A 24646-nucleotide genomic window follows, 5' to 3' on the forward strand; every position below is an offset into this window, starting at 1 on the left:
GATCCAGGAGGTCTTCGTTGCCATCGGATCCAACCTGAGCGATCCCCTGGGCCAGGCTCGTCGCGCCGTCGTGGCGCTGGCGGCCTTGCCTGAGTCGATGCTGCAACAAGCTTCCTCTTTTTACAGCAGTCGCCCCATGGGCCCTGCGGATCAGCCTGACTACGTCAATGCCGTGGTCAGACTGACGACCCGGCTTGCGCCCTTGGCCTTGCTGGATCAGTTGCAAAAAATCGAGTTGGAACAAGGACGTGTGCGCAAAGACGAGAGATGGGGGCCCAGAAGCCTGGATCTGGATCTGCTGCTCTATGGGACAGAGAGCCTGCAGAGCGAGCGCCTGACAGTCCCCCACTACGGCATGAAGGAGCGGGAGTTTGTGCTGCTGCCCCTGGCCGAGATTGCGCCCGCTCTGGTGCTGCCTTGCGGCACCCCGCTCAACGATCTGGTTGCCCGCTGCCCCCGCAATGATCTCGCCATCATAGCGTCGGCTGCGAGCCTGTAGGAGCCATCCAAGTGAGCAATATCACCACCGCCAGCCTGCTGAAGATGAAGCAGGACGGCCAGAAAATCACCGCCATCACCGCCTATGATGCCAGCTTCGCCAAGTTGTTCGACGACGAGGGTGCCCATGTGCTGCTCATCGGCGACTCCTTAGGGATGGTACTGCAAGGGGGCACAGACACCCTCGGCGTCACCATGGATGAGATGGTCTATCACACCCGCTGCGTGGTGCGTGGCGCCAGCCAGGCGCTGGTGGTGGCCGACATGCCATTCATGAGCTATGCCACCCCGGAGCAGACCTATGTCAATGCCGCTCGCCTGATGGCAGCCGGTGCGCGCATGGTGAAGATGGAAGGGGGCGACTGGTTGTGTGACAGCATCCGCCACCTGACCCGCAATGGCGTGCCAGTCTGTGGCCACCTCGGCCTCACCCCGCAATCTGTGCATGTGTTCGGTGGTTTCAAGGTGCAGGGTCGGGACGAATTTCATGCCCAGGAGATCTATCGACAGGCACTCTGCCTGCAGGAAGCGGGCATCCAGTTGCTGGTGCTCGAGTGCGTGCCGGTCGCCCTGGCCGAGCGTATCACCAAGGCGTTGCGCATCCCGGTGATCGGCATAGGGGCTGGCCCCGCTACCGATGGCCAGATCCTGGTGATGCACGATGCCTTTGGCATCACTTCTGGCTATGTGCCCAAGTTCACCAAGAACTTCCTGGCCGAGACAGGTGAGTTGCACGCCGCCGTGCGCCTCTATATCCAGCAGGTCAGCGACGGCAGCTTCCCCGGCCCGGAACACTGCTTCAACTGAGCCAGTCCAAGGGATGACAGCGGAGGCCCTGGCCTCCGTTTCCACATCCATGCCAAGCTGATTTAGCAGCTATCTCTTTGATTCATCTGAGGGTAAACCGTCGATGTTGGTTGTTAACAATCCCGCCATTGTGCGTGACCAGATAAGCCAGTGGCGCCGTGAAGGGCTTGTCATTGCATTCGTCCCCACCATGGGCAACCTGCACCAGGGCCATCTGACCCTGGTTGAACGGGCCCAGCGCCATGGCGAGAGAGTCGTGGTCAGTATCTTCGTCAACCCAATGCAGTTCGACAAGGCCGAGGATCTCGCCAACTATCCCCGCACCCTGGAGCAGGACTGCGCCGCGCTGGAAGCGGCCGGCGTCGACATGGTGTTCACGCCGACGCCGGAGATCATGTATCCCCAGGGGCTCGCCAGCCAGACCTTCGTCGAGGTGCCCGGCATCTCTACCCTGCTGGAAGGGGCGCTGCGCCCGGGGCATTTTCGCGGGGTCAGCACTGTGGTGACCAAGCTGTTCAATCTGGTACAGCCCGATCTGGCCTGCTTCGGCCAGAAGGATTACCAACAGCTGGCGCTCATTCGCAAGATGGTGAACGACATGGCCATGCCCATCGAAATAATCGGGGTGCCGACGGTAAGGGCCGAAGACGGCCTGGCACTCTCGTCACGTAACGGTTACCTCAATTCCGAGCAACGCGCCCTGGCCCCCGAGCTTGCATGCACCATGCACTGGATTGCCGCGCAAATTGCAGGGGGCAACCGGGAACTGGCCGCCCTCATCGTCACCGCCAGCGCCCGCCTCGACGCAGCCGGTTTTCGTACCGATGCCATCGACATCGTCGATGCCGATACCCTCGAGCCTGCGACCGACACCAGCCAGCAGCTGGTGATCCTGATGGCGGCCTATCTCGGCAAGGCTCGTCTTATCGACAACTGCGTCGTCCCCCTCATTCACCCCTGATCAGGAGAACCCCATGTCCAAGAAGGTTTATTGCATCGCCCAGTTCCTGCCCAAGCCCGGCCAGGAGCAGGCTCTGTTTGCGGTGCTGCAGGGGCTCGAACCCAATACCCTGCGCGAAGATGGCTGCCTGCAATACATAGTCACCCGCCGGCTGGCCAGCCCCTTCGCCGAGGGGGAAAGCTTTCCCATCGCCTTCAACGAGATCTGGCGCGACAACGCCAGCTTCGAAGCTCACTGCCAGCGGGCCGAAATAAAGGACTTCTTCGAGCGTTACTGCCTCGCCGAGGACGGCCTGGCGGCCAAGTGGAATGTCTGCATCTACAGCGACGAGCCTGAGGGTTATGACGCGCCTCAGCTGGCATGACGACCATGATATGAAAAAGGCGCCCGAGGGCGCCTTTTTGCTGGTTGGGATCCACGCCTCAGTGGCGCAGCCCCGTACCGCGGGAGATGAGCCACCAGGCCAGCCCGTACAGCGCGACGATGAAGCCGATGATAATAAGGTAGGCGGTACCGAGCGGCACGTCGGAGATGCCGAGGAAGCCGTAACGGAAGGCGTTCACCATGTAGATGATGGGGTTCACCTGGGAGACACCCTGCCAGAAAGGCGGCAACAGACTGATGGAGTAGAAGACCCCGCCCAGATAGGTCAATGGCGTCAGAATGAAGGTCGGAATGATGCTGATGTCATCAAACGACTTCGCGAACACGGCGTTGATGAGCCCCCCAAGGGAGAAGAGTATGGAGGTGAGCAGCACGGTGAGACAGACGCTGAACAGGTGATGCACCTGCAGTGGCACGAAGAAGAGCGACACCAGGGTGACGATGAAGCCAACACACAGACCCCGGGCCACGCCGCCGCCCACGTAACCGGCGATGATGATGTAGTTCGGCACCGGGGCCACCAGCAACTCTTCCACGTTGCGCTGGAACTTGGCGCTGTAGAAAGAGGAGGCCACGTTGGAGTAGGAGTTGGTGATGACCGACATCATGATGAGGCCGGGCACGATGAACTCCATGTAGCTGAAGCCGCCCATGTCGCCGATGCGCGAGCCAATCAGGTTGCCGAAGATGACAAAATAGAGGCTCATGGTGATGGCCGGCGGTACCAGGGTCTGGATCCAGATCCGGGTGAAACGGCTCACTTCCTTGGCCAGGATGCTCTTGAAAGCGATGTAATAGGTCATGGGGTTCATGCTCTACGACCCTCTTCCAGCAAGATGATGCAATCGTTCTTGGAATTCATGCTCTGACAACCCTCTTCTAGCAAGCTGATGTGACCGTTATTGAAACTCATGCTTTGCGGCCCTCTTCTACCAGATTGACGAACAGCTCTTCCAGCCGGTTTGCCTTGTTGCGCATGCTCAGTACCTGCACCCCCTGGGTGGAGAGCTGATCGAACAGGCTGTTGAGAGACTGGCTCTTCTCCAGCTCCACCTCCAGGGTGTGTTCGTCCTGCATGCGACCGTTGAACTCGGGCAAGTTCGGTATCTGGCTGCCAGGCACCAGATCCAGCAGGAAGGTTTCGCGCCCCAGCTTGCCGAGCAGGCTCTTCATGCTGGTATTTTCGATGAGGCGCCCCTTGTCGATGATGCCGATATTGCGGCACAGCATCTCGGCCTCTTCCAGGTAATGAGTCGTGAGAATGATGGTGACGCCCTGCTCGTTGAGCAGCTTGAGGAACTGCCACATGGAGCGGCGGATCTCGATATCCACCCCGGCGGTCGGCTCATCCAGGATCAACAGCTTGGGCTCATGCATCAAGGCCCGGGCTATCATCAGCCGGCGCTTCATGCCGCCTGATAGGGTGCGAGCGGCCATGTCACGCTTGTCCCACAAGTCGAGCTGGCGCAGGTATTTTTCGGCACGCACCTTGGCCTCTGCCCTGGGCACGCCGTAAAAACCGGCCTGATGGGTAACTATCTGGCTCACCTTCTCAAACTGGCTGAAGTTGAACTCCTGGGGCACCAGGCCGAGCTGGGCCTTGGCCATCTCCAGATTGGTATCTATGTCGTGGCCAAACACCTTGACCTTGCCGGCGCTCTTGTTGACCAGCGAGCTGATCACTCCGATGGTGGTGGATTTTCCGGCCCCGTTCGGACCAAGCAGTGCGAAGAAATCCCCCTGCTTGACGGTCAAATCTATGCCTTTGAGGGCTTCTACCCCCCCCTGATAGGTCTTTTTCAGTCCGCTGATTTCCAGTGCGTTCATGACAACCTCTGATGGCTCATCGCCACCTCGAATCTATGAGACAGAAAAGGCGGCCGAGGCCGCCTGCTGGCATGAATGATGTGTCACCATCACTCCTGCGGTACCACCTTGCCGATGAAAGGCAAGTTACGATACTTCTGGGCGTAATCGATGCCGCAGCCTACCACGAATTCGTCAGGAATAGAGAAGCCGATCCAGTCTACCGGCACGTGCACCTCGCGGCGGGACGGTTTGTCCAGCAGGGTGCAGATGGCCAGGGACTTGGGTTCACGCAGCGAGAGGATCTCGCGCACCTTGTTCAGGGTGTAGCCGGTATCAATGATGTCTTCGACGATGACGATGTCCTTGCCCTTGATGTCGTCATCCAGGTCTTTGAGGATACGCACGTCACGGGTGCTGTGCATGCCGGAGCCATAGCTGGATGCGGTCATGAAATCCAGGGTGATGGGCAGTTCGCACTGACGGCAGAGATCCGCCAAGAAGACGCAGGAACCACGCAGCAGGCCAATCATGACCACCTCATCCGAACCCTGATAACGGGCGGTGATCTCTTCACCCAGCTTGGCAATCCGGGCGGCCACTTCTGCCTCGGAAATCATCACCTCGACGTTGTGTTTCATCACATACTCCATAGTGGTCAGCAATAAATGACCATTCATTGATTTCAAAACCCTTGATTCTACCACCCAAGCCGGGAGGCGTCAGGCATACGTGATGCTTTTATCGGCTTATTTTAATTGTTAGAGTTAGCAGGCCTTCGGGCATTATCGGTGACCATACTATAAACACCATAATCAATAACTATTAGATGAAAAAATCATGGAACCACGCGCAGAAATCAGACGGAGAACCCGGCTTTCACCGGAGGCCCGTCGCACTCAACTCATGGAATGTGCCATTGAGGTATTCTCCCGTCGCGGCATTGGCCGTGCGGGTCATGCCGAGATAGCAGAACAAGCCAAGGTGTCAGTTGCCACCGTTTTCAACTATTTCAATACCCGTGAAGAACTCGTGGATGAGGTGCTCACCGAGATAGAGCAGTTCGTGCACCAGATGCTGGAACAGGCTTATGCGGGCAATCGCCCGGTACGTGACTGCATTCACAGTCATGTGCAACTGTTCGTTGATGCAGCCTATGACAGGCCGGATCACGCCAACATCTGGCTGGAGTGGAGCTCCTCGGTACGGGAAGAAGTCTGGCCCCGTTACGCCCTGCTGCTCGACAAGGCGCTGGAGCGTATCACCCCTGTGCTGCAGGGTGCCATGGACAAGGGAGAAATCCAGAGCGTACTGAGCGCTCAGGATCTGGCCCGCTCCCTGACCGGTTTTGGTTACGTCATGATGCAGATGATCAACTCCCCCCAGCGCCCGGCGCGCGTTGAGGTGACTGAGTTTCTGTTCAAATACGTGACGGCTCCTCTTCAGCCCTAAGCACGACTCACTACGAAAAAACGGCGCCCAGGGCGCCGTTTTGTTGTGGTGAACTGTCAGAATATCGAGTCCCTGATAATCAGATGCTCACTGATGGCCGTAGCCCCAACGGGCAGTGAGGGTATGTTCAATCCCCAGATGGTCCAAAATGCGCGCCACCATAAAGTCCACCAGATCCTCGATGCACTTGGGCTCATGATAGAAGCCGGGAGCCGCTGGCATGATGGTCACCCCGAGCCGGGCCAGGCTCAGCATGTTTTCCAGATGGATGGCGGAGAAAGGGCTCTCGCGAGGCACCAGTATCAACTGGCCACGTTCCTTGATCACCACGTCCGCCGCCCGCTCCAGCAGGCTGTCGGAAGCGCCATGGGCGATGGCCGAGACGGTGCCCATGGAGCAGGGGCAGACCACCATCTGCTTGGGGGCCGCCGAACCCGACGCCACTGGAGAGAACCACTCATCCTTGCCACACGCGACGATCTGCCCCTCTTTGGCACCGAACTCGCTGCACAGCTTGAGGGAGAGCGCCTGGGGAGAAGCGGGCCAGTCGCTGCCCTGCTCCGTCTTGAGCACCACCCGCGCAGCCGAGGAGGCCAGCACATACACCTGATAGTCGGCTCGCACCAGACACTCGAGCAGACGCAGGGCGTAAGGGGCACCGGAGGCGCCGGTCAAGGCCAAGGTGACCCGCTTCATGCTTGAATCTGCCGCGCTTGGAGACCCGCCAGCAACTTGTCGTGAATACCGCCAAATCCGCCGTTGCTCATGATGAGAACATGGTCACCGCTGCGGCTCGTCGCCAGGAGGGCATCGAGCAGCGTATCGAGCTGGCCATACACCTGGGCAGGCACCTGCATATGCGCAGTCACCTCGCTCAGATCCCAGCCAATGTTGGCTGGCTGGAAGAAGAGCACTTCATCCGCCCCCTCGAAGCAGGCAGCCAGTTCTTCCTTGTGAACCCCGAGCTTCATGGTGTTGGAACGCGGCTCCAGCACCGCCAGGATCCGGGCCTTGCCAACTTTGGCGCGCAGCCCCCCCAGAGTGGTGGCGATCGCGGTCGGGTGATGGGCGAAGTCATCATAGACACTGATACCCGCCACGATACCCTTCAGCTCCATCCGCCTTTTGGGTGACTTGAACTGGCAGAGCGCGGCAATCCCGTGTTCGACCACGACTCCCGCATGGCGGGCGGCGGCGATCGCCATCAGGCCGTTGTTGACGTTGTGCTCGCCGATGCACTCCCAGTGCACCTCGCCCTGCTTGACGCCATCGAGCCATACCTCGAACACAGAACCATCGGCCGCCAGCTTGACCGCCCGCCACTTGGCATCGTCCTGGCCCACCAGCTCCACCTCACTCCAGCAGCCCATGTCGCGCACCGCCGCCAAGTTGGCATCGGCCTGGGGGAAGAGGACGCGGCCATTGCCGGGCACCATGCGCATCAAGTGATGGAACTGGCGCTGAATGGCGGCGAGATCCGGGAAGATATCGGCGTGGTCGAACTCCAGGTTGTTCATCACCAAGGTGCGCGGCCGGTAGTGAACAAACTTGGATCGCTTGTCGAAGAAGGCGCTGTCGTACTCATCGGCCTCGATCACGAAAAAGGGCGCCGCGCCCAGACGGGCCGAGACTGGGAAATTGCCAGGTACGCCGCCGATGAGAAAACCGGGTTCGAGCTTGGCGTATTCCAGCACCCAGGCCAGCATGCTGGCGGTGGTGGTCTTGCCATGGGTACCGGCGACGGCCAGTACCCAGCGATCTTGCAACACATGCTCCAGCAGCCACTGGGGACCTGAGATATAGGGCAGGTTGCGGTTGAGCACATATTCCACACAAGGATTGCCGCGGCTCATGGCGTTGCCTATCACTACCAGATCCGGTGCCGGATCGAGCTGGGATGGATCATAGCCTTCGGTCAGCTCTATGCCCTGCTGCTCGAGCTGGGTGCTCATGGGGGGATAGACGTTCGCATCGGAACCCGTGACCCTATAACCCAGCTGCTTGGCCAGTACAGCCACGCCACCCATGAAGGTGCCGCAGATACCGAGGATGTGAATGTGCATACCGCTTCCCGTTCCTGTAGAGAGAGCGAGCATTCTAGCAAGATGGCGCCAATTTGGCAGAGGCAGGCGCAGATAGTGCGACAAGCCCGGCCCCCCAGGTGGAAAAACGGCGATGCTGGCGGCAAAATTCGCGCTTAGCAACTCCCTGTCAGGGGGTTATGGCCGAGGAATACGCTCAAACTGGCCGCAATGGCGCGCATATATGGTCATTTGACGGGACATCGCTATAATATCGGCCTGAAAACTTGACTCGAATATCATTGAAGGAACCCTCATGAGCCTGAACCTGGTACCGGCCGGCAAGAGCCTGCCCGAAGATATCTATGTTGTCATCGAGATCCCCCAGAACGCCGATCCGATCAAATACGAAGTCGACAAGGACAGCGGTGCCATCTTCGTTGACCGCTTCATGTCCACCCCCATGTTCTACCCGTGCAACTACGGCTACGTGAACGCCACCTTGTCCCTGGATGGGGATCCGGTCGACGTGCTGGTTCCGACCCCTTACCCGCTGCTGGCTGGCTCCGTGATCCGCTGCCGCCCGGTTGGCGTGCTGAAGATGACCGACGAATCTGGCGAAGATGCCAAAATTGTCGCCGTTCCGCACTCCAAGCTGACCAAGCAGTACGATCACATCAAAGATGTGAACGACCTGCCCGAGCTGCTGAAAGCCCAGATCCAGCACTTCTTCGAGCGCTACAAAGAGCTGGAAGCCGGTAAATGGGTCAAGGTTGAAGGTTGGGGCGACAAGGCTGCCGCCGAAGTAGAGATCATGACCTCTGCCGAGCGTTACGCTGCCAAATAAGCCGCGTATAACGCCGCTGAACGACGAAAAAGGCGCCTACCGGGCGCCTTTTTATTTTGCACTATTTCCCAGCACGCGAACCATTCGTCTTCACTGTGTTGATGGCCGTCTCTGACGAGTGACCCACCGCTGCGATTCATCGACTCAAGGCGCCTTGCTCCCCCTGGGGGCCCCCGACCCCCCATCTTGCGGATCGCCCTTGATATAGAGGTCACGTCCGTTCTGACGATAAGCGCGATAGTAGTCATCTCCACAACGATAAGCGCCGCCGTGCTGACGAGATAGCTCGCAATTGACCGGCAATACTTCCAGCCACTTCAAGGCCTCCTGATAGCGCAACCACTCCTGCCACTCGTGCTCCCGAGCCAGCTGATCGCGCAAGGCAAACGCATCTATCTTCTGATCGCCCTTGGTGATGATTATCTGACCGGCCCAGAGCGGCAGGCTGCACAACCATAACAATCCCCATAATCGGTTCATGACTGTTTCCCTTGTGACTTATTTTCGCAATTAAATTTAAAACCCAATCAATCTGTTAGCAAAATCTCATCCTAAAACTTCCCCGAACATACCTCAAAAACGTATCAAGTCACCTAGTTGTTAATCAGGGTCAACCGACGGGGCACATCATGATGAAATCCATATCAAAGCTGGTACCGTGCATGATGTTGGCCGGCTCGCTGCAAGCGGGAGAGGTCAAACTCGACTGGCAGTGGCAATCCGCCGACGGCAAGCAGCAACATTTCCAGCTGCAAACCGATGACAAGACCCTGGCAAAAAGCCAGCATGAGAGGGTGCTGCTCGATGCCTCTCTCAATCACCCCATAGAAACCCTGTACGCCTATATCAGCCCCAGGCTCTACAACAGCCTCAGTCAAATCAACCAGAATAGCCCCAGCACGGCCACCAAGTTTCTCAGCCTGGAACAAGCCTTTACCACCAGGGATAACAGCCCGGAATCACGGGAGTTCTGGCAAGCCTATGAACAGTATCAGGAAGACGCTTTCGAGAAGATGATGGTGTTGCCCTGCGTTCATCCCGCCAACGTCAAACTGCCCTGCGTGAGGCCCAACTACTCCCAATTGTTTTACCACTTCAAGGATTCGCTCAAACCCCTTGCCAGCCAGTTTTCCGCACCGGATCTTGCCGCCTCGGTCAAACTCATTCAGGAGTGGCTCAACGTCATCCCCAGCCCATCAGAACAGATGGATCACTTCAATCCCCCCCTGCAGGCACTCAAGGACAACAAGGCCGACAGCGATGAGAAGGCACTGTTGATGGCCACTCTGCTCACCGAGCTGGCCCCCCAGTTCATGCTCAGCATCATCTATCCAGACACCAGCATCGGCAGTGTCTCCCCCGCGTGGCTCGCCATCACGGCAGATAGCGGCCTGCCAGGGGACGTTGTGGTCATAGACAACCAGAAGCATGTGCTGCTCACCGGCTCCCCCCTGATGGTGCAGCAGATGGCGATGGCGCACATTCCTCTCATCAGCGAACCCCTCTACTGAACAAGAGATCCAACCAGTCTGGACGGATCCCGCCGCTATCATGGTGCCGGTGCATTCCAAGGGGTCTCAGCGCTAACCCTTCGATTATTTAACACTTTTTAAACAGATCCGATCAGTTTAGGATGAGGAGTACCCATTTCCTCAGCCATCAAATCGTTATAACATAACAAAGGAGTGTCATTCGGATGAAACATCTCGTGCTTACTCTGGCGCTGCTGCCGACCCTTGCCCTGGCTCATAACCTCAAAGAGGCGGCCCCGGTTCCCTTGGTGCAGATCGCCGACCAGGGTGAACTGATGATCAACGGCCAGGATATCGCCTATCGGCCCTGGCAGAGCAAGCAGCTGGCAGGCAAGGTGTTCCTGATCCAGCATATCGCGGGTCGTTCCAGCGCCAAGGAGCTGAACGCCCCCATGATAGAGGCGATCAAAAAGGCCAAGCTGCCCCATGGCAGCTACCAGACGGTGACCATCATCAATAGCAATGATGCCATCTGGGGCACCTCCGGCTTTGTGAAGAGCAGTGCCGAGGACAGCAAGAAAGAGTTCCCCTGGTCAGCCATGGTGTTAGATAGCAAGGGCATGGCTCGCAATGCCTGGGAGCTGACACCGGAGAGCTCGGCCATCGTGCTGCTGGATAAAGAGGGCAAGGTGCTGTTTGCCAAAGATGGCCAGCTCGCTGCCAATGAGATCACCAAAGTGATGGAGCTTATCAAGTCCCATCTCTAAATCAGACGGGGCCCCGCGGGCCCCTTATCAAGGGTATATGGGTCGCGTCACCGTTAGAGTCTGGATACTGCTGCTTGGCTGGTTGTGGCTACAACCCGCCCTTGCCCAGCATCAGCTGGAAGCCGAGCTGCCGAGTCACAGTCATCACTGCCTGATCTGCGCCCTGCATCTGGATGGCAAGCTGGCCATACCCGCCAGCCCGCTCGCCGCCATCCCATCGCGCTCCATCCCCGAGAACGCTCCCCCCGCCATTATCAACCCCTGCCTGCCCTCGGCGACAACCCAGCCCATTCGCGGCCCGCCCTCATCCTTTTTCTCTTGAGCCATAACCCTCTTATTTTATTGTTTTAAAGGATGAATGATGAAAGCTGTCACCCTGTTACTGGCTGCGGCCACCTTTGGCGTTCAAGCCAATCATGAACATGGCGAGAGCCATAGCCATGGCGCTCATGAACATGGCCACGGCCTGCTCAACTTTGTCGTCGATGGCAATCAGCTGATGATTGAGCTGCAGGCCCCGGCCGCCGATCTGATCGGTTTTGAGCACGCCGCCACGACGGCCGAGGAGAAGGCGCAATATGCCAAGGCCCTCGCCCAGCTCAAGCAGCCGGAGACCCTGTTTGGGATAGCCCCGGCAGCCGCGTGCCAGCTGGCACATCAGGAGATCAAGGCCCCCCAGCCGGAAGAGGCCCATGAAGGTCATGATCATGATGCCGCCCACGAAGAGCATGAGGGTCACGACCATGATGCAGCCCACGAAGAGCATGAGGGTCACGACCATGACGCTGCCCATGAACAGCATGAACATGCCGATCTCGGCGCCATGTATACCTACAACTGCACAGCCCCGGATCAACTCAGCGGCCTGACCGCCAAGCTGTTCTCGGTATATCCCAGCCTCAGCAAGCTGACGGTACAGGGCATATTGCCCAGCGGCCAGACCGCCGCCGAGCTGACCCCCACCGCCAACACAGTGAACTGGTGATCCCATGACGACTGCCGTGGTTGAGATCCAGGATCTCGCATTCGCCTGGCCTGGTCAGGATGCCGTACTCGAACTGCCCTCTCTGCGGATAGAACAGGGGGAACGTGTCTTCATCAAGGGCCCCTCAGGTTCGGGAAAATCGACCCTGCTTGGCCTGCTGGCGGGGATCCAGATAGCCAACCGGGGCAAACTCGAGGTGCTGGGCCAGCCATTGGCCCAGCTCTCAGGTCGGGCGCGGGATCGCTTCCGCGCCGACCATTTGGGTTATATCTTCCAACAATTCAACTTGTTGCCATTTTTGAGCGTGCTGGACAATGTCACCACAGCACTCACTTTCGCGCCACAAAAGCGCGCCAGACTCCAGGGTTCGCCCGAACAAGAGGCTCGTCGCCTGCTCGGTGAACTGCAACTGCCCGGCGATGCCCTGATGCGGCCTGTCCATGCCCTGAGCATCGGCCAGCAGCAACGGGTTGCCGCCGCCCGCGCCCTCATCGGCTCACCCCAGCTGGTGATCGCCGACGAACCCACCTCGGCGCTCGATACCGACAACAGGGCCGCCTTCATCCGCCTGTTATTCGAGGAGTGCGACAAGCAGGGCAGTACCCTCATCTTCGTCAGCCATGATCCCCATCTCGAGCCCCTGTTCCCCCGGGTTGAAAACCTGCAAACACTGAACCTGAGGTCCACATGCTGAAACTTGCCCTGCAAAGTCTCTGGGCCCGCCGTCTCACCGCCGGCCTCACCCTGCTGGCAGTCGCCATCAGCGTCACCTTGCTGCTTGGAGTAGAACGGGTGCGGATGCAGGCACGCGACAGCTTCGCCAATACCGTTTCGGGTACGGATCTCATCGTCGGCGCCCGCTCCGGTCAGGTGAACCTGCTGCTCTACTCCGTGTTTCGTATCGGCAATCCCACCAATAATGTCGGCTGGGATTCCTACCAATCCATCAAGGATAAGCCCGGCATCGCCTGGACCATCCCCCTCTCCCTCGGCGACTCACACAAGGGTTTCCGAGTATTGGGCACCAATGGCGACTACTTCACGCACCTCAAATACGGTCGCCAACAAGCCCTGGCGATGCGGGAGGGGCGTCCCTTCCAGACACCGTTCGAGGCAGTGCTCGGCGCCCAGGTGGCGGCCAAGCTCGGCTACCACATAGGCCAGTCCATCGTCATCGCCCATGGCGCCGGCAATACCTCGTTCAGCCAGCATGACAACCTGCCCTTCACCGTCGTGGGTATACTGGCGCCGACGGGCACCCCCATCGATCGCACCGTGCATGTGCCGCTGGCGGGCATAGAGGCGATCCATCAGGGCTGGGACACAGGTCGCCACAGCAAGAATGTCACCGCCGATCAGGCGCTGGAGCGGGATCTCACCCCCAAGACCATCACCGCCTTCATGGTGGGGTTGAGCAACCGCATCCTGGCATTCCAGCTGCAGCGTGCCATCAACACCTACCCGGGCGAGCCGCTGATGGCAATCCTGCCCGGGGCCGCCCTGCAGGAGTTGTGGGCCATGATGAGCGTGGCCGAGACGGCGCTCTCCGTCATCGCCGCCTTCGTGGTGGTTGCCGGTCTCATCGGCATGCTCACTACCTTGCTGGCCGGGCTCAACGAACGGCGCCGCGAGCTCGCCATACTGAGGTCCCTTGGCGCAGGCCCGGGGCACCTGTTCACCCTGCTGACCATGGAGGCCATGGCCCTGACCAGCCTGGGCATAGTGCTTGGCGTCGCCGCCCTCTATCTGGGCCAGGGGCTTGCCTCGCCCTGGCTGCTCAGCCACTATGGCCTGCAACTTGGCCTGGCACTGCCGAGCGCCTACGAATGGCAACTGCTGGGGCTGGTCTGGCTGGCGGGGGTGGTCATAGGCCTGCTGCCTGCCGCCCGTGCCTATCGCTACAGCCTGAGCGACGGCATGAGCATTCGCGTGTGAAGAATCGAGAAGGACAGAAGATGATGTTGAGACTCATGGTCATGTTGGCAAGCCTGCTGGTGTTGCCAGCCCAGGCCGCCGAACCATTCAAGACCCTGGATTGGGATGCCCTGCTGCCGCCGGGCCAAAGCGTGTTGCCACCGCCTCCGGTGCCTCATGATGGCGACATGAGCTCGGTGCCGCAGCCCGTCGGGGAGGTCAACCAGGCACTGGACGGCCAGGAGATCCGCCTGCCCGGCTTCGTGGTGCCACTGGAAGGGGATGCCAAGAAGGTCACCGCCTTCCTGCTGGTGCCCTATTTTGGCGCCTGTATTCATGTGCCCCCCCCGCCCACCAACCAGGTGGTCTATGTCAGCTACCCCAAAGGCGCCCCCGTGGATGACCTCTGGGATGCCATCTGGGTCAAGGGCAAGATCAAGACGGTGAGCACCAGCCAGGATATGGCTAACACCGGCTACAGCATGGAGGCGGTCGAGGTCGCCGTCTACGAAGAGTAATCCCGGGGATATGCTGTCGAGACGTGAACCCTCGACCATCACCATCAACCAATAGTCACCAACGCGGCCCCTCCGGGGCCGTTTTGCTAACTGAGTCCCAACCTGTCGCACGGGGGTATTACCGGTCGGGCCAACTAGAGTAACATCTGACCCCAGTCCCCTAGTGCATGGAGCCGCCATGGCCGATCTGCCCCCACCCAAGAAAGAGAGTGCCATCCTCAGCAGCCAGGAGCAGACCCTGCGCCTGGCCCGCAGCCGGGGCATAGACGGCATGCTGACCCGCAACACAGACAGCACCTTCGAGCAGAGGGCCAGTTTTCGCCAACTCGCGGATCAGGCGGCGCGCCAGCGCAATCTGGAAGCCATCATGGTGATGGCGTCACGCCACTGCGAAGAGACCGCCGCTGGCGGCGAGATGGACAGCGACTGGCTGACCCGTTTCCTGCAACTGGCCGAGGACATCAGCATGGTGCCCATGCAGCAGTTGTGGGGCCGCATCTTCGCCATCGAGGTCGCCACTCCCGGCCGCTTTTCAATACGTGCCCTGGCCACCCTCAAGGAGATGACCCAGCGCGAAGCCATGCTGTTTCAGCGAGTCTGCGCGCTCTCCTGCCACTATGCGGGCAGCGATGAGCAGCGTCTGCTGCTGGGCCTGCACAAGGGCGCCAGCCTGCTCACCCGCGCCAAGGTGACCCGCCTTGGCCTTGGCAAATACCGGCTCCCATATGGCGCCCTTTTGCAGCTGTTCGAGCTGGGTTTGCTGCACAGGGGCGAACTGGAATCCGGCCCCCTGCCCGCCGACGGGGTGGAACTGGCGTTTGGCAACCAGCAGTGGCGCCTGCAACGCAAGCAGGCCAACATCACCCTGCTCTACTACCGCCTCACGCCTGTGGGCAATGAACTCGCCCAGCTGTTACAGGAGTCACCACTGGAGGAGTACCTGCAGGATCTGAAAACCGTGCTCGGTCAGGGGCTCACCATGGAGGTGAGCGTCACCACAGCCCCGGCCCAGGAAAACGAAGGGGTCTGATGGCCCCTTCTTAAGATCTCGACCAGCGCCTCGCCGCTTGCTGTGGCTGTGCTCAACATGGCGACGACCCCGATGTCACCTTTTGATCTCCCCCCTGCTCTGATGCACGTTCAGTGTTGAGATGCCCCATCACCACCCCGTTATGGATTACTTTCTTGATCTTGCTCAGAAAGCTATCACCTCCTGCTTCCCTAACCAGCTCCGTTCGGTAACATGACCATCAGAACCCCCTCTCGTCGGAGTCAGCCATGAGCCAGACCAGAGCAAAGCCATTGGTAAAAGCAGCAGACTGGAGGCTGGAATTCAGGGGCGGTAGCGTGGTTTTTTTAGGTTGGCGCAGAGCGTAGCGAAGCCCAACAGTTGAGCATTATTACGTCAACCAGAGCGGGATAAACATGGATTGGGTCGATCGGTAAAAAATTTCAGATACGTTTCTCGGTAAACGTTGGGCTTCACTACGTTCAGCACCAACCTACTATTTTTAGCCCAGCATACGAGACAAATGGAAATTTAAGTATGAAATTGAATAGCCTTAGCGATATTTTAGAGCGGCGGTTATTGCGTATTCCTGATTATCAGCGTGGATATGCATGGAAGGCGCACCAAGTTGAATATTTTTGGGAAGATATACTTCAGCTAGAAGCTGATCGGATTCACTATACTGGTGTAATCACTCTTGAACCAGTGAAGTCCCATTTATATCAGCGCTGGGAAAAAGATCTATGGCTAATCGAAGGTGTTGGGTTTCGCCCATTTTATGTAGTGGATGGTCAGCAGCGTTTAACCACGTCAATGATCCTTTTGCAAGCGATCTTAGAATCAGTCGATAATGGTGAGGAGCTGAACTATCAATCTATTGCTTCTATTCGTAAGCAGTTCATATTTTTTGAAGCGGACAATAAATTGCAGCAGAGTTTCATTTTTGGGTATGAGAAAGATAATCCCAGCGATGAATACATGAAAACCAAGATCTTTGGTGAGTATTCCAGCTCAAATCAGTTTGTGGAAACACTTTATACGCGCAATCTCAGCTTTGCTAAAAGCTACTTTATGGAGCGGTTAGCTGTAATGCCAATTGATGAGATAGCCATAATTTATAAGAAATTAACGCAGAAACTTAAATTTAATCTGTACGAAATTGATGAAGAGATTGATGTTTTTGTGACTTTCGAAACAATGAATAATCGAGGTAAGCCACTGACCAGTTTGGAGTTGCTTAAGAATAGATTAATCTATCTTTCTACATTGTTTAAAGACAATGAGGGACGGGAGCAACTAAGAACTAATATTAATGATGCATGGAGAACCATGTATGAGTACCTAGGGCAAAACCCCGACATTCCCCTCAGTGACAACCTCTTTTTACGTAACCATTGGACAATATTTTTCAAATATACTCGCAAAAAAGGGGATGACTACATCAATTTTCTACTGGATGAGAAGTTTAATGCACGAAACATTACTCATTCCAAAAAAGTAGAAGATGAACTTAAGATTGAAGAGATCTCTGACTATGTGAAAAGTCTTCAGCAGTCTGTTGTCTACTGGTTCTTTATGCATAATCCATATTATACGCAAGGCAACCAGCTTAACGACTCTCAGAAACTGTGGCTAGATCGCTTGGAGCGTTTGAGCTTTAGATGTTTTAAGCCTCTAATCTTGTCGGCATTTGTCTCCAAGCAAGATCCCGAAATGATTAGTAAGCTGCTGGCCGCGGCTGAACGCTATAATTTTACATTATTCAATCTAAGCCAGCGCCGTGCTAATACCGGTGACACAGAGTTCTTTAGTATGTCGCGGGATTTATTAACTGGAGTTAGATCGATTAAAGAGGTAGTTGAGTCCATAAATTCTTGGATTAATCGCTACTATGATTCAGAGAAATTTCTAGCTCACATTGAGGAGAAGTACGAGTTGGACAGGAACGGATTTTACCACTGGGATGGTATTCGTTACTTTCTATATGAATATGAGTACTGGCTCAAGGAGAAAGGTAAACAGGCAGCCAGTAAACTCACTTGGGATGCACTTAAAACCAGTAAAAAAGATCATGTGACTTTGGAGCATATCTTTCCACAAACTCCTGACGATGCCTATTGGCGTGAGCGTTTCGATCACCTTAATGAGCAGAAACGGCGCTATTTAACCCACTCTTTAGGCAATCTGTTACCTCTTTCTCGCTCCAAAAACTCGGCATTACAAAATGATAGTTTTCCTCAAAAGGTTAATAACGGAACAGGTGTTGGTTATTACAACGGATCTGTTTCCGAGAATGAGGTTGCTCAAAATACAGACTGGACACCGAATAAAATCTTAGAGCGAGGATTAGAGCTACTTAGATTTATGGAACACCGATGGAATATAATTCTTGGTGATTCCAAATTTAAAATCAGATTATTACACGTAGATAATATTGAGCTTTAATAAAATTAGGGGCACTCACCATTCTGAGCGCCGCGTAGTGGTCCATAGAACAAAAATGGTGATACCCAAATAGTGACTGCCCCATATTTATTTAGCGAAGCCCATACAGACGAGCATTATCATGTCAACCAGAGCGGGACAAATATGGATTTTGTCTAATCGGCAGCACAAATTTTCAGATACGTTTCGCGGTAAAGGTTGGACTTCACTTAGCTCAGCACCAACCTACCATATTTAGCCTAACATACGAGATAACCATTTATTTAACTTGCCATATTGGTCACTTAGTTCAGCCCCTAAAAATATTACCATTTAATTTATTTTGCTAAGGTTAAACAATGAAAATAAACCTAGACATAAAGTCGAATGCTATTGATAGCTTTAATGAAGCCTTGGCTAAGTTAGAAACAGCACAAGAGGGTGATCAAAAGGCGTATAAATTCGCAATATTACATTTGTCACATGCCATCGAGCTTGTGCTAAAAATGTATCTTCAAAGCCTTGATGAGAGCTTGGTTTTCTCTAAGTGCTATAAAAAAGTTAAGCAAAGAGCATCTGAAAAGAAAATTGACCTTCTGGCTGCATACCATGAGCTAAAAGATGAAGGATTTGACTTTAAGGCTGTTGTGGCGGGACATTACAATCCGTTTACTGTTAACGTTAGTGATGTTTTAGCCATAGCAAAAAATGAAGTTTGTGGAATAACAGGCAATAAGTTTGTAGATCAAGGCTTTATTGATGACATCGATTGGATGAAAGAAATTAGAAATGCTATTGAACATTTTCACTTTGAATTCACGGTTAAAGAGGTCCGCTTATGCATTGGTCGCTTAGTTCGTGGGGTAAATGAATTTTCTGACATATTTTCACTATTCGATTTAGAAAAAGAAGTTGGCAAACATTGCTATGAAACCTTCAAAACATTAGCAGATGAATACGACCATTCACTCGCAGAGGCTCACATTGAAATTCGTGAAGCTAAAGAGGCACTCTTTAGAGGAACAAGGCCTAAGCATCAATATTTCATTGAATGGAATGAATATTATCGTGAACAGTGTAATAATGAAACAATTATACCTAATGCTGAATCACCAACTGGATATAAATGTACTTTTTGTGGTAATGAAGAGTCAGGTAAAATTGAAGTTAATTGTGATATTTGCGGCTTACCTTGGGCTAACGAAGATATGTCTTACTGGGACGAAAATTTAGTTAACGTCTGTCCTCGCTGTGAAAACCCTGATGCTTGGTGATATAACTATATATTTTACTGATAGTATCATAGTTAGGTATGGTGATATGTTACTCACACGTTAATAAATGGTGGGCTAAGCTTAGGAGTAATTTTGGTAGATTTTTTATCTAGCGCCACTTGGCAAGGGATCGGAGTTATAATCTCAACTCTTATTTCTATCTTTGGTATTCTTTTATCTCATAATATCAGGCAGCGGGTATTTAGATCAAAAAACTCTATGTTTGATAAAAATGAAAGCTCTCCTAAAGAGTTATTAGATGGACAATTTGTAACTCTATACGGGAAGGTACGGGAGGAGGTTTATCCAGGCCCACCAAATTACAGTTCAATAGATGATGGTGATAAACCTCAGTTCTATTGGATTCTATATACTAATGAGCCAATTAGTTTGGTTGGACGGAATATGGAAAATGACGAATTATATGAGAATGATTTATCCTGCATGTTTCAATTATGCATAGCGCCTGAAATCCGCGTTTTAAGGTAGCTAAAAATAGCCAACAGTCACCCCCTTTAGTAACCGATTTGAAAGTAATTGATTTTTATATATGACAACCTAATTGAACAAGCCAAACTTTCAGAGCACAACTTAACGCCCCCTCTTTTAGTAGGAAATAGCGAAAATTAATAGAAATAGTTGACTATATAAACAAAGGGGTCGTGAATTCAGATAATAAGTGCAATGCCCATGGTGCATAGGAGAGAGGCGGTCAACTACCAGTTAGGGTACGCTTCTTCTCGCCAAAGAAACAAAGCGATACACCATGAAATACCAGCAGTTGACCGAGGGGCTACGATACCAGATTGCCTGCCTCCGTGACCATGGCCTGTCACAGGCCCGCATTGCCAAACAGCTCGGGGTTCATCCATCGACTATCAGTCGTGAGCTTCGTCGTAATTGTGCTGGGCAGGCCTATCAGCCGCAGCAGGCTCACCAACTTGCCACGGCACGACGGCTGACGAGTCAGAAGCGTACTGTCCCGTCTGATACCATCGACTTTGTTTGCATGGCGCTGGTCGCGGACTGGAGTCCCGAGCAAATCAGTGGCGTTGGAGACATGATTAACTGCCCGGTTAGCCACGAGTGGATATACCGCTATGTGGCACGCGACAAGGCCAACGGTGGCACGCTATACCGGCATCTGCGTCAGGGTCACAAACGCTATCGCAAGGGTAAGAACAGCAAACGCAGTGTCATTCCCAATCCGGTATCGATTGATGAACGCCCTGCGATAGTCAATGAGCGGAGCCGTGTGGGAGATTGGGAAGTCGATACCGTGTTGGGTAAGCAAGGCAGCGGTGCAATAGTGAGTCTGTTGGAGCGTAAGAGCCGGCTCTACCTGGTTCAATACGTTCCCAGCAAAACAGCCAGCGCGGTGGCGGACACCATTATCAGCATGCTGAAACCCTACCAGGCACATGTCCATACCATCACAGCTGACCTCGAACATGAACGTGTTGCAGCAGAGCTGGAAGCGCAGGTGTACTTTGCGCATCCATACAGTCATCCACCAGCGCTTCAAAGGCAGTGATTTGAGTGTGGTGACAGCGGCTTGCCGGCTGAACTTCAGGCCACGCAAAGATTTAAACAGCCACATGGATTTGAAAGCAGCCCGGGAATTGCTGCAGATATCGGTTATAACTGTCGGCCTACGTTGTAGCCTTAGAGCAGTAAGCAACTCATCCACCAGCGCTTCCACCGGCTTGCCGGGTAAAGTCTATGCCGGTGAAGTTGCGGATCTCCCCTGCCCGCGCCTTTTTGTAGAGCCCCTTGGGGTCGCGCTCTTCGCACACGCTAAGGGGGGCATCCACAAACACCTCGACAAACTCGTCCGCCCCCAGGAGGCTACGCACCAGATCCCGTTCGGCACGGAACGGCGAGATAAAGGCGGTGAGCACGATAAGGCCCGCATCCACCATGAGTTTTGCCACCTCGCCGACCCGGCGGATATTCTCCTGTCTGGCGGCATCATCGAAGCCAAGATCGCCACAGAGGCCGTGGCGCACATTGTCGCCATCGAGCAGATAGGTATGCTTGCCTTCCGCAGCCAGCGCCTGCTCCAGGGCCCCCGCCAGGGTGGACTTACCCGCCCCGGAGAGCCCGGTAAACCAGATCACCTGCGGCTTTTGCCCCTTCAATTCAGAACGGCTCTGTTTGCTGACGGCATGGTCGTGCCACACGATATTGCTCATCTAAAACTCCTTGTTTGGCATTGACGCTGCCACGCTGAAACTCTTCTGACTTCCGCAACCAAGCTTCTGCCCATCAATAGACGGGGCTTGCCGCTGCCCACTGCTGCGCATCTCAACCTCTTGCATCGCTCCCGCCTTTATCACCCGCCATCTCACATCAAAACGGAAACAGCAGGGGCACCATGATGATCACCCCAATGCTGTAGGCCAGAGACACAGGCAGGGCCAGCTTGAGGTAGTCCGGCATCTTGTAGTTGCCCGCCGCATAGACCATCAGATTGGTCTGATAGCCATAAGGCAATATAAAGCTGGAGCTGGCACCAAACAGCACCGCCAGGATGAACGGCATGGTCGAGACATCCATGCTGAGCGCCAGCTGGTAACCCATGGGGAAGGCCAGGGCGGCCGCGGCGTTGTTGCTCATCAACTCGGTCAGCACCAGGGTGAAGAAGTAGATGCCGATAAAGGCGATGATGGGGCTGGCACCATTGAACTCCCCCATCAAGGCGTCGGCAATCAACTTGGCCAGACCACTGCTCTCCAGCTGATCGGCGATGGCGAGTGCGCCGCCCACCACCAGCCAGATGTCGAGGGGAAAGCGGCGGCGGATCTCGTCCAGGGTCAGGATGCGAGTGAACAATAGCGTTACCAGCATAATGAGCAGCCCCTTGAACAGCGGCACCAGATCCAGCACCGACAGCGCCAGCACCCCGAGAAAGCCCAGCACCACGGCGGCGCTGCGCTTGCCATCAAGCCGGGTCGAGGCTTCCAGTCCGCTCACCACCACAAACTCCCGGGAGAGTGACTTGTTGCTGGCAAACTTGGGGCCCGGCGCCAGCAGCAGGGTATCGCCGGCGTGCAGCTCAATCTGGCCGAGGCCGCCGGTGAGCTGGGTCTCGCCCCGGCGTACCGCCAGCACCACCGCATCGAAGTGGGTGCGAAACTCGGCATCCTTGATGGATTGCCCCACCAGTCGCGAGCTGTGACTGACGATCACCTCCACCAGATGCTGACCGTTGAGCCGGTGCTGGCCATAGAGTTCCAGTCCCTTGAGCTCTTGCAGCACGCCGACGCTCTCCACGTCGCCGCAAAACAGCAGCATGTCCCCCTCGTGCAGCTCGTGCTCCGGCTGCACCGGGCAGATCACCTGACTGCCGCGAATGATCTCCGCCAGATAGAGGCTTTTGAGACTGCGCAGCCCGTTCTCCTTGACGCTGCGCCCCGCCAGCGGCGAGCCTGCGCCCACCTTGGCTTCGAGAAAATAGCCGGATTCCCGGCTCATCTCGGTATCCTGCTCCGGCAGATAACGGGCAAACAGCAGCACGGCCGCCAGACCGGTCAGCAGGGTCCCCGCCCCCACCATGAAGAAGTCGAACATGCCAAGGGGCTCGGCCCCCATCTTGATGAGGAAGCTGTTGACGATGAGGTTGGTGGAGGTGCCGATCAGGGTCAGTACGCCACCGAAGGTGGCGGCGAAGCACATGGGCAGCAGCAGCCGGGAGGGGGCATGATTGGGATTGCGTTTGACCGCCCCCAGCATCGAGGCCACCACGGCGGTGTTGTTGACGAAGGCCGACAGGAAGGCAGTAGAAAACCACAGCTTTACCAGCACCTTGTTGAACGACCCCGTGCCCACCAGATTGGCGAACCAGCTCATGACCCGGGTCTTCTCCACCGCCAGCGACACCAGCAGCAGCAGCACCAGGGTCAGCAGGGCGCTGTTGGTGTAACCCGCCACCACGGCGTTGATGTCCGCCAGCCCGCTCAGATAGGTGATGAGCACGGCGCCCGAGAAGAGCAGCGCCGGACGGAGTTTACCCTGGATCAACAGGATGATAAGGGCAGCCAGCAGACCCAGCACCAGGGATTGTTGCCAGGTCATGGACTTACTCCTTGCCGTTGGTGATGGTCAGCGCCTGCCAATGCGGGAAGTGCTTGCGTACCAGTGCATTGAATTCAACTTCAAACTCGCTGTACTGGCCCTGGACCGCCTTGCCGGCCAGCCCTTCCACTATCATGCCAGCCCCGACGGTGACGTTGGTCAGCCGGTCAATGAGGATGAAGCTGCCAGTGTCGCGAATATCCGTGTAGGGATCGAACGCCACCGGGTCGGTCAGGCTCAGCTCGCACAGACCTATCTCGTTGAGATGCAGTTCGCTCGCCTCCAGCTCGTCCAGCTTGTTGATCTCGATGCGATGACGGATGACCTCCACCTGACCACGGGTCTTCTTGGTGGCCAGCTTGATGTCATAGACCCGGCCCGGTTGCAGGGACTCCTCCCCCATCCAGACGATGTGCGCCAGCACGTTCTGGGTCACTTGCGGCCGCTGGGCGGCGTCCACCAGCAGGTCGCCACGGCTGATGTCGATTTCATCGGCAAAAGTCACAGTGATGGCCTGACCCGGCAGGGCATATTCCAGGTCCCCATCGAAGGTGACGATGCGGGTCACAGTGCTCTCCTTGCCGGACGGCAGCACCGCAAGCCGGTCGCCGACCCGCAGAATGCCGGAGGCCAGGGTGCCCGCGAAACCGCGAAAATCGAGGTTGGGGCGGTTAACGTACTGCACCGGCAGACGCACCGGATGACGCTCCAGCTCGCGCTCGACCTCCACATTTTCCAACAAGGAGAGCAGGGTCTCGCCCTGATACCAGGCCAGCTTGTCGCTCGCATTGACCACGTTGTCACCGTCCAGGGCGGAGACAGGCACTAGCTGAATAGAATCCACAGCGAGTTTCTTGGCAAATTCGCGGTATTCAGCAGAGATGCGATCGAACACCTCCTGGCTGAACTCCACCAGATCCATCTTGTTGACCGCTACCACGAACTGCTTGATGCCGAGCAGGCTGGCGATAAAGCTGTGGCGACGGGTCTGATCCAGCACACCCTTGCGGGCATCGATCAGAATGATGGCCAGATCGCAGGTGGAGGCACCGGTCGCCATGTTGCGGGTGTACTGCTCGTGACCCGGGGTATCCGAGATGATGAACTTGCGCTTGGCGGTGGAGAAATAGCGGTAGGCCACGTCTATAGTGATGCCCTGCTCGCGCTCGGCCTGCAGGCCGTCCACCAGCAGCGCCAGATCCAGCTTCTCGCCGGTGGTGCCCAGCTTCTGGCTGTCGGATTCCAAGGCTTTGAGCTGATCTTCATAGATCTGCTGGGAGTCGTGCAGCAGGCGACCGATGAGGGTGCTCTTGCCGTCATCCACGCTGCCGCAGGTGAGAAAACGCAGCAGGCTCTTGTGCTGCTGGGCATGCAGGTAGGCTTCAATGCCCTGTTCGCTGATGGCGGTCTGAATATGGTTGTTCATGATG

At 55.9% G+C, this 24646-nt stretch carries 25 protein-coding genes and 2 pseudogenes; 18 read left to right on the forward strand and 9 right to left on the reverse strand.

What is annotated here, in order from left to right:
- Position 1: 1 nt before the first annotated feature.
- The 4 genes from folK to ACSMDR_RS07760 all read left to right on the forward strand — a co-directional run bounded on the left by folK (position 2) and on the right by ACSMDR_RS07760 (position 2630).
- A complete protein-coding gene (gene folK, locus ACSMDR_RS07745) occupies positions 2–499 on the forward strand; it encodes a 2-amino-4-hydroxy-6-hydroxymethyldihydropteridine diphosphokinase (protein WP_436468224.1) in 498 nt (165 codons plus the stop codon).
- An 11-nt stretch (positions 500–510) separates the two neighbouring features.
- Entirely contained in the window at positions 511–1305 is a 795-nt protein-coding gene (panB, locus tag ACSMDR_RS07750) for a 3-methyl-2-oxobutanoate hydroxymethyltransferase (protein ID WP_436467834.1), read from the forward strand.
- Positions 1306–1408: 103 nt separating this feature from the next.
- Positions 1409–2266, forward strand: coding sequence for a pantoate--beta-alanine ligase (panC, locus tag ACSMDR_RS07755; protein ID WP_436467835.1), 858 nt, complete (start codon positions 1409–1411; stop codon positions 2264–2266).
- A gap of 13 nt (positions 2267–2279) precedes the next feature.
- Entirely contained in the window at positions 2280–2630 is a 351-nt protein-coding gene (locus tag ACSMDR_RS07760) for a putative quinol monooxygenase (protein ID WP_436467836.1), read from the forward strand.
- 58 nt (positions 2631–2688) lie between these two features.
- On the opposite strand, the gene ACSMDR_RS07765 is transcribed toward ACSMDR_RS07760, so the two are convergent.
- From ACSMDR_RS07765 to hpt, 3 genes are all read right to left on the reverse strand, one after another.
- On the reverse strand, positions 2689–3462 hold the full coding sequence (locus tag ACSMDR_RS07765) for an ABC transporter permease (protein ID WP_005897834.1): 774 nt from the start codon (positions 3460–3462) through the stop codon (positions 2689–2691).
- Between the two features lie 97 nt (positions 3463–3559).
- A complete protein-coding gene (locus tag ACSMDR_RS07770; protein ID WP_436467837.1) occupies positions 3560–4477 on the reverse strand; it encodes an ABC transporter ATP-binding protein in 918 nt (305 codons plus the stop codon).
- Positions 4478–4566: 89 nt separating this feature from the next.
- Entirely contained in the window at positions 4567–5097 is a 531-nt protein-coding gene (gene hpt, locus ACSMDR_RS07775) for a hypoxanthine phosphoribosyltransferase (protein ID WP_005897830.1), read from the reverse strand.
- A 199-nt stretch (positions 5098–5296) separates the two neighbouring features.
- Between hpt and ACSMDR_RS07780 the strand changes: the two genes are divergently transcribed.
- Positions 5297–5908, forward strand: a complete 612-nt coding sequence (locus ACSMDR_RS07780) for a TetR/AcrR family transcriptional regulator (RefSeq protein WP_040319002.1) — start codon at positions 5297–5299, stop codon at positions 5906–5908.
- 87 nt (positions 5909–5995) lie between these two features.
- Here the strand turns inward: ACSMDR_RS07780 and ACSMDR_RS07785 are convergent, their stop codons facing one another.
- Positions 5996–6604 (reverse strand): flavin prenyltransferase UbiX, encoded by a 609-nt coding sequence (locus ACSMDR_RS07785; protein WP_436467838.1) that lies wholly within the window; start codon positions 6602–6604, stop codon positions 5996–5998.
- Positions 6601–7971 carry a UDP-N-acetylmuramate:L-alanyl-gamma-D-glutamyl-meso-diaminopimelate ligase gene (mpl, locus tag ACSMDR_RS07790; RefSeq protein ID WP_436467839.1) on the reverse strand — a complete coding sequence of 457 codons (1371 nt, stop codon included), beginning with the start codon at positions 7969–7971 and terminating at the stop codon, positions 6601–6603. The genes ACSMDR_RS07785 and mpl overlap by 4 nt, the downstream gene beginning before the upstream one ends.
- Before the next feature lie 274 nt (positions 7972–8245).
- Between mpl and ppa the strand changes: the two genes are divergently transcribed.
- Positions 8246–8776 (forward strand): inorganic diphosphatase, encoded by a 531-nt coding sequence (gene ppa, locus ACSMDR_RS07795; RefSeq protein ID WP_436467840.1) that lies wholly within the window; start codon positions 8246–8248, stop codon positions 8774–8776.
- Between the two features lie 144 nt (positions 8777–8920).
- Here the strand turns inward: ppa and ACSMDR_RS07800 are convergent, their stop codons facing one another.
- Entirely contained in the window at positions 8921–9256 is a 336-nt protein-coding gene (locus tag ACSMDR_RS07800; RefSeq protein ID WP_040319001.1) for a hypothetical protein, read from the reverse strand.
- 152 nt (positions 9257–9408) lie between these two features.
- Between ACSMDR_RS07800 and ACSMDR_RS07805 the strand changes: the two genes are divergently transcribed.
- The 12 genes and pseudogenes from ACSMDR_RS07805 to ACSMDR_RS07860 form a co-directional block, all read left to right on the forward strand.
- Complete coding sequence (locus ACSMDR_RS07805; RefSeq protein ID WP_436468225.1) at positions 9409–10287, forward strand: hypothetical protein; 879 nt, start codon at positions 9409–9411, stop codon at positions 10285–10287.
- A 185-nt stretch (positions 10288–10472) separates the two neighbouring features.
- Complete coding sequence (locus tag ACSMDR_RS07810; RefSeq protein ID WP_005897822.1) at positions 10473–11015, forward strand: YtfJ family protein; 543 nt, start codon at positions 10473–10475, stop codon at positions 11013–11015.
- A gap of 37 nt (positions 11016–11052) precedes the next feature.
- Positions 11053–11337 (forward strand): hypothetical protein, encoded by a 285-nt coding sequence (locus ACSMDR_RS07815; protein WP_005897820.1) that lies wholly within the window; start codon positions 11053–11055, stop codon positions 11335–11337.
- Positions 11338–11376: 39 nt separating this feature from the next.
- Complete coding sequence (locus tag ACSMDR_RS07820) at positions 11377–12000, forward strand: DUF2796 domain-containing protein (protein ID WP_436467841.1); 624 nt, start codon at positions 11377–11379, stop codon at positions 11998–12000.
- A 4-nt stretch (positions 12001–12004) separates the two neighbouring features.
- Positions 12005–12694, forward strand: a complete 690-nt coding sequence (locus ACSMDR_RS07825) for an ABC transporter ATP-binding protein (RefSeq protein WP_436467842.1) — start codon at positions 12005–12007, stop codon at positions 12692–12694.
- Positions 12688–13935, forward strand: coding sequence for an ABC transporter permease (locus ACSMDR_RS07830; protein WP_436467843.1), 1248 nt, complete (start codon positions 12688–12690; stop codon positions 13933–13935). Before ACSMDR_RS07825 ends, ACSMDR_RS07830 begins: the two co-directional genes overlap by 7 nt.
- A 23-nt stretch (positions 13936–13958) precedes the next feature.
- Positions 13959–14432, forward strand: a complete 474-nt coding sequence (locus ACSMDR_RS07835) for a DUF3299 domain-containing protein (RefSeq protein WP_005901309.1) — start codon at positions 13959–13961, stop codon at positions 14430–14432.
- A 178-nt stretch (positions 14433–14610) separates the two neighbouring features.
- Positions 14611–15462: a TIGR03899 family protein gene (locus ACSMDR_RS07840; protein WP_005901307.1), complete on the forward strand. Its 852-nt coding sequence runs from the start codon at positions 14611–14613 to the stop codon at positions 15460–15462.
- Positions 15463–15978: 516 nt separating this feature from the next.
- Entirely contained in the window at positions 15979–17886 is a 1908-nt protein-coding gene (locus tag ACSMDR_RS07845) for a DUF262 domain-containing protein (protein WP_436467844.1), read from the forward strand.
- A gap of 338 nt (positions 17887–18224) precedes the next feature.
- Positions 18225–19139 carry a hypothetical protein gene (locus ACSMDR_RS07850; RefSeq protein ID WP_436467845.1) on the forward strand — a complete coding sequence of 305 codons (915 nt, stop codon included), beginning with the start codon at positions 18225–18227 and terminating at the stop codon, positions 19137–19139.
- A gap of 93 nt (positions 19140–19232) precedes the next feature.
- On the forward strand, positions 19233–19628 hold the full coding sequence (locus ACSMDR_RS07855) for a hypothetical protein (protein WP_436467846.1): 396 nt from the start codon (positions 19233–19235) through the stop codon (positions 19626–19628).
- A gap of 277 nt (positions 19629–19905) precedes the next feature.
- Positions 19906–20776 (forward strand): annotated as a pseudogene (locus tag ACSMDR_RS07860) (IS30 family transposase); the annotation flags it as partial.
- A gap of 26 nt (positions 20777–20802) precedes the next feature.
- Here ACSMDR_RS07860 and cysC read toward each other — a convergent pair.
- The 3 genes and pseudogenes from cysC to cysN form a co-directional block, all read right to left on the reverse strand.
- Positions 20803–21334, reverse strand: a pseudogene (gene cysC, locus ACSMDR_RS07865) (adenylyl-sulfate kinase); the annotation flags it as partial.
- 157 nt (positions 21335–21491) lie between these two features.
- Positions 21492–23216, reverse strand: a complete 1725-nt coding sequence (locus ACSMDR_RS07870; RefSeq protein ID WP_436467847.1) for an SLC13 family permease — start codon at positions 23214–23216, stop codon at positions 21492–21494.
- 4 nt (positions 23217–23220) lie between these two features.
- A complete protein-coding gene (gene cysN, locus ACSMDR_RS07875) occupies positions 23221–24642 on the reverse strand; it encodes a sulfate adenylyltransferase subunit CysN (protein WP_436467848.1) in 1422 nt (473 codons plus the stop codon).
- Positions 24643–24646: the final 4 nt, after the last annotated feature.

The organism is Aeromonas molluscorum (genome assembly GCF_051376105.1).
In the GTDB taxonomy this organism is placed as follows: domain Bacteria; phylum Pseudomonadota; class Gammaproteobacteria; order Enterobacterales; family Aeromonadaceae; genus Aeromonas; species Aeromonas molluscorum.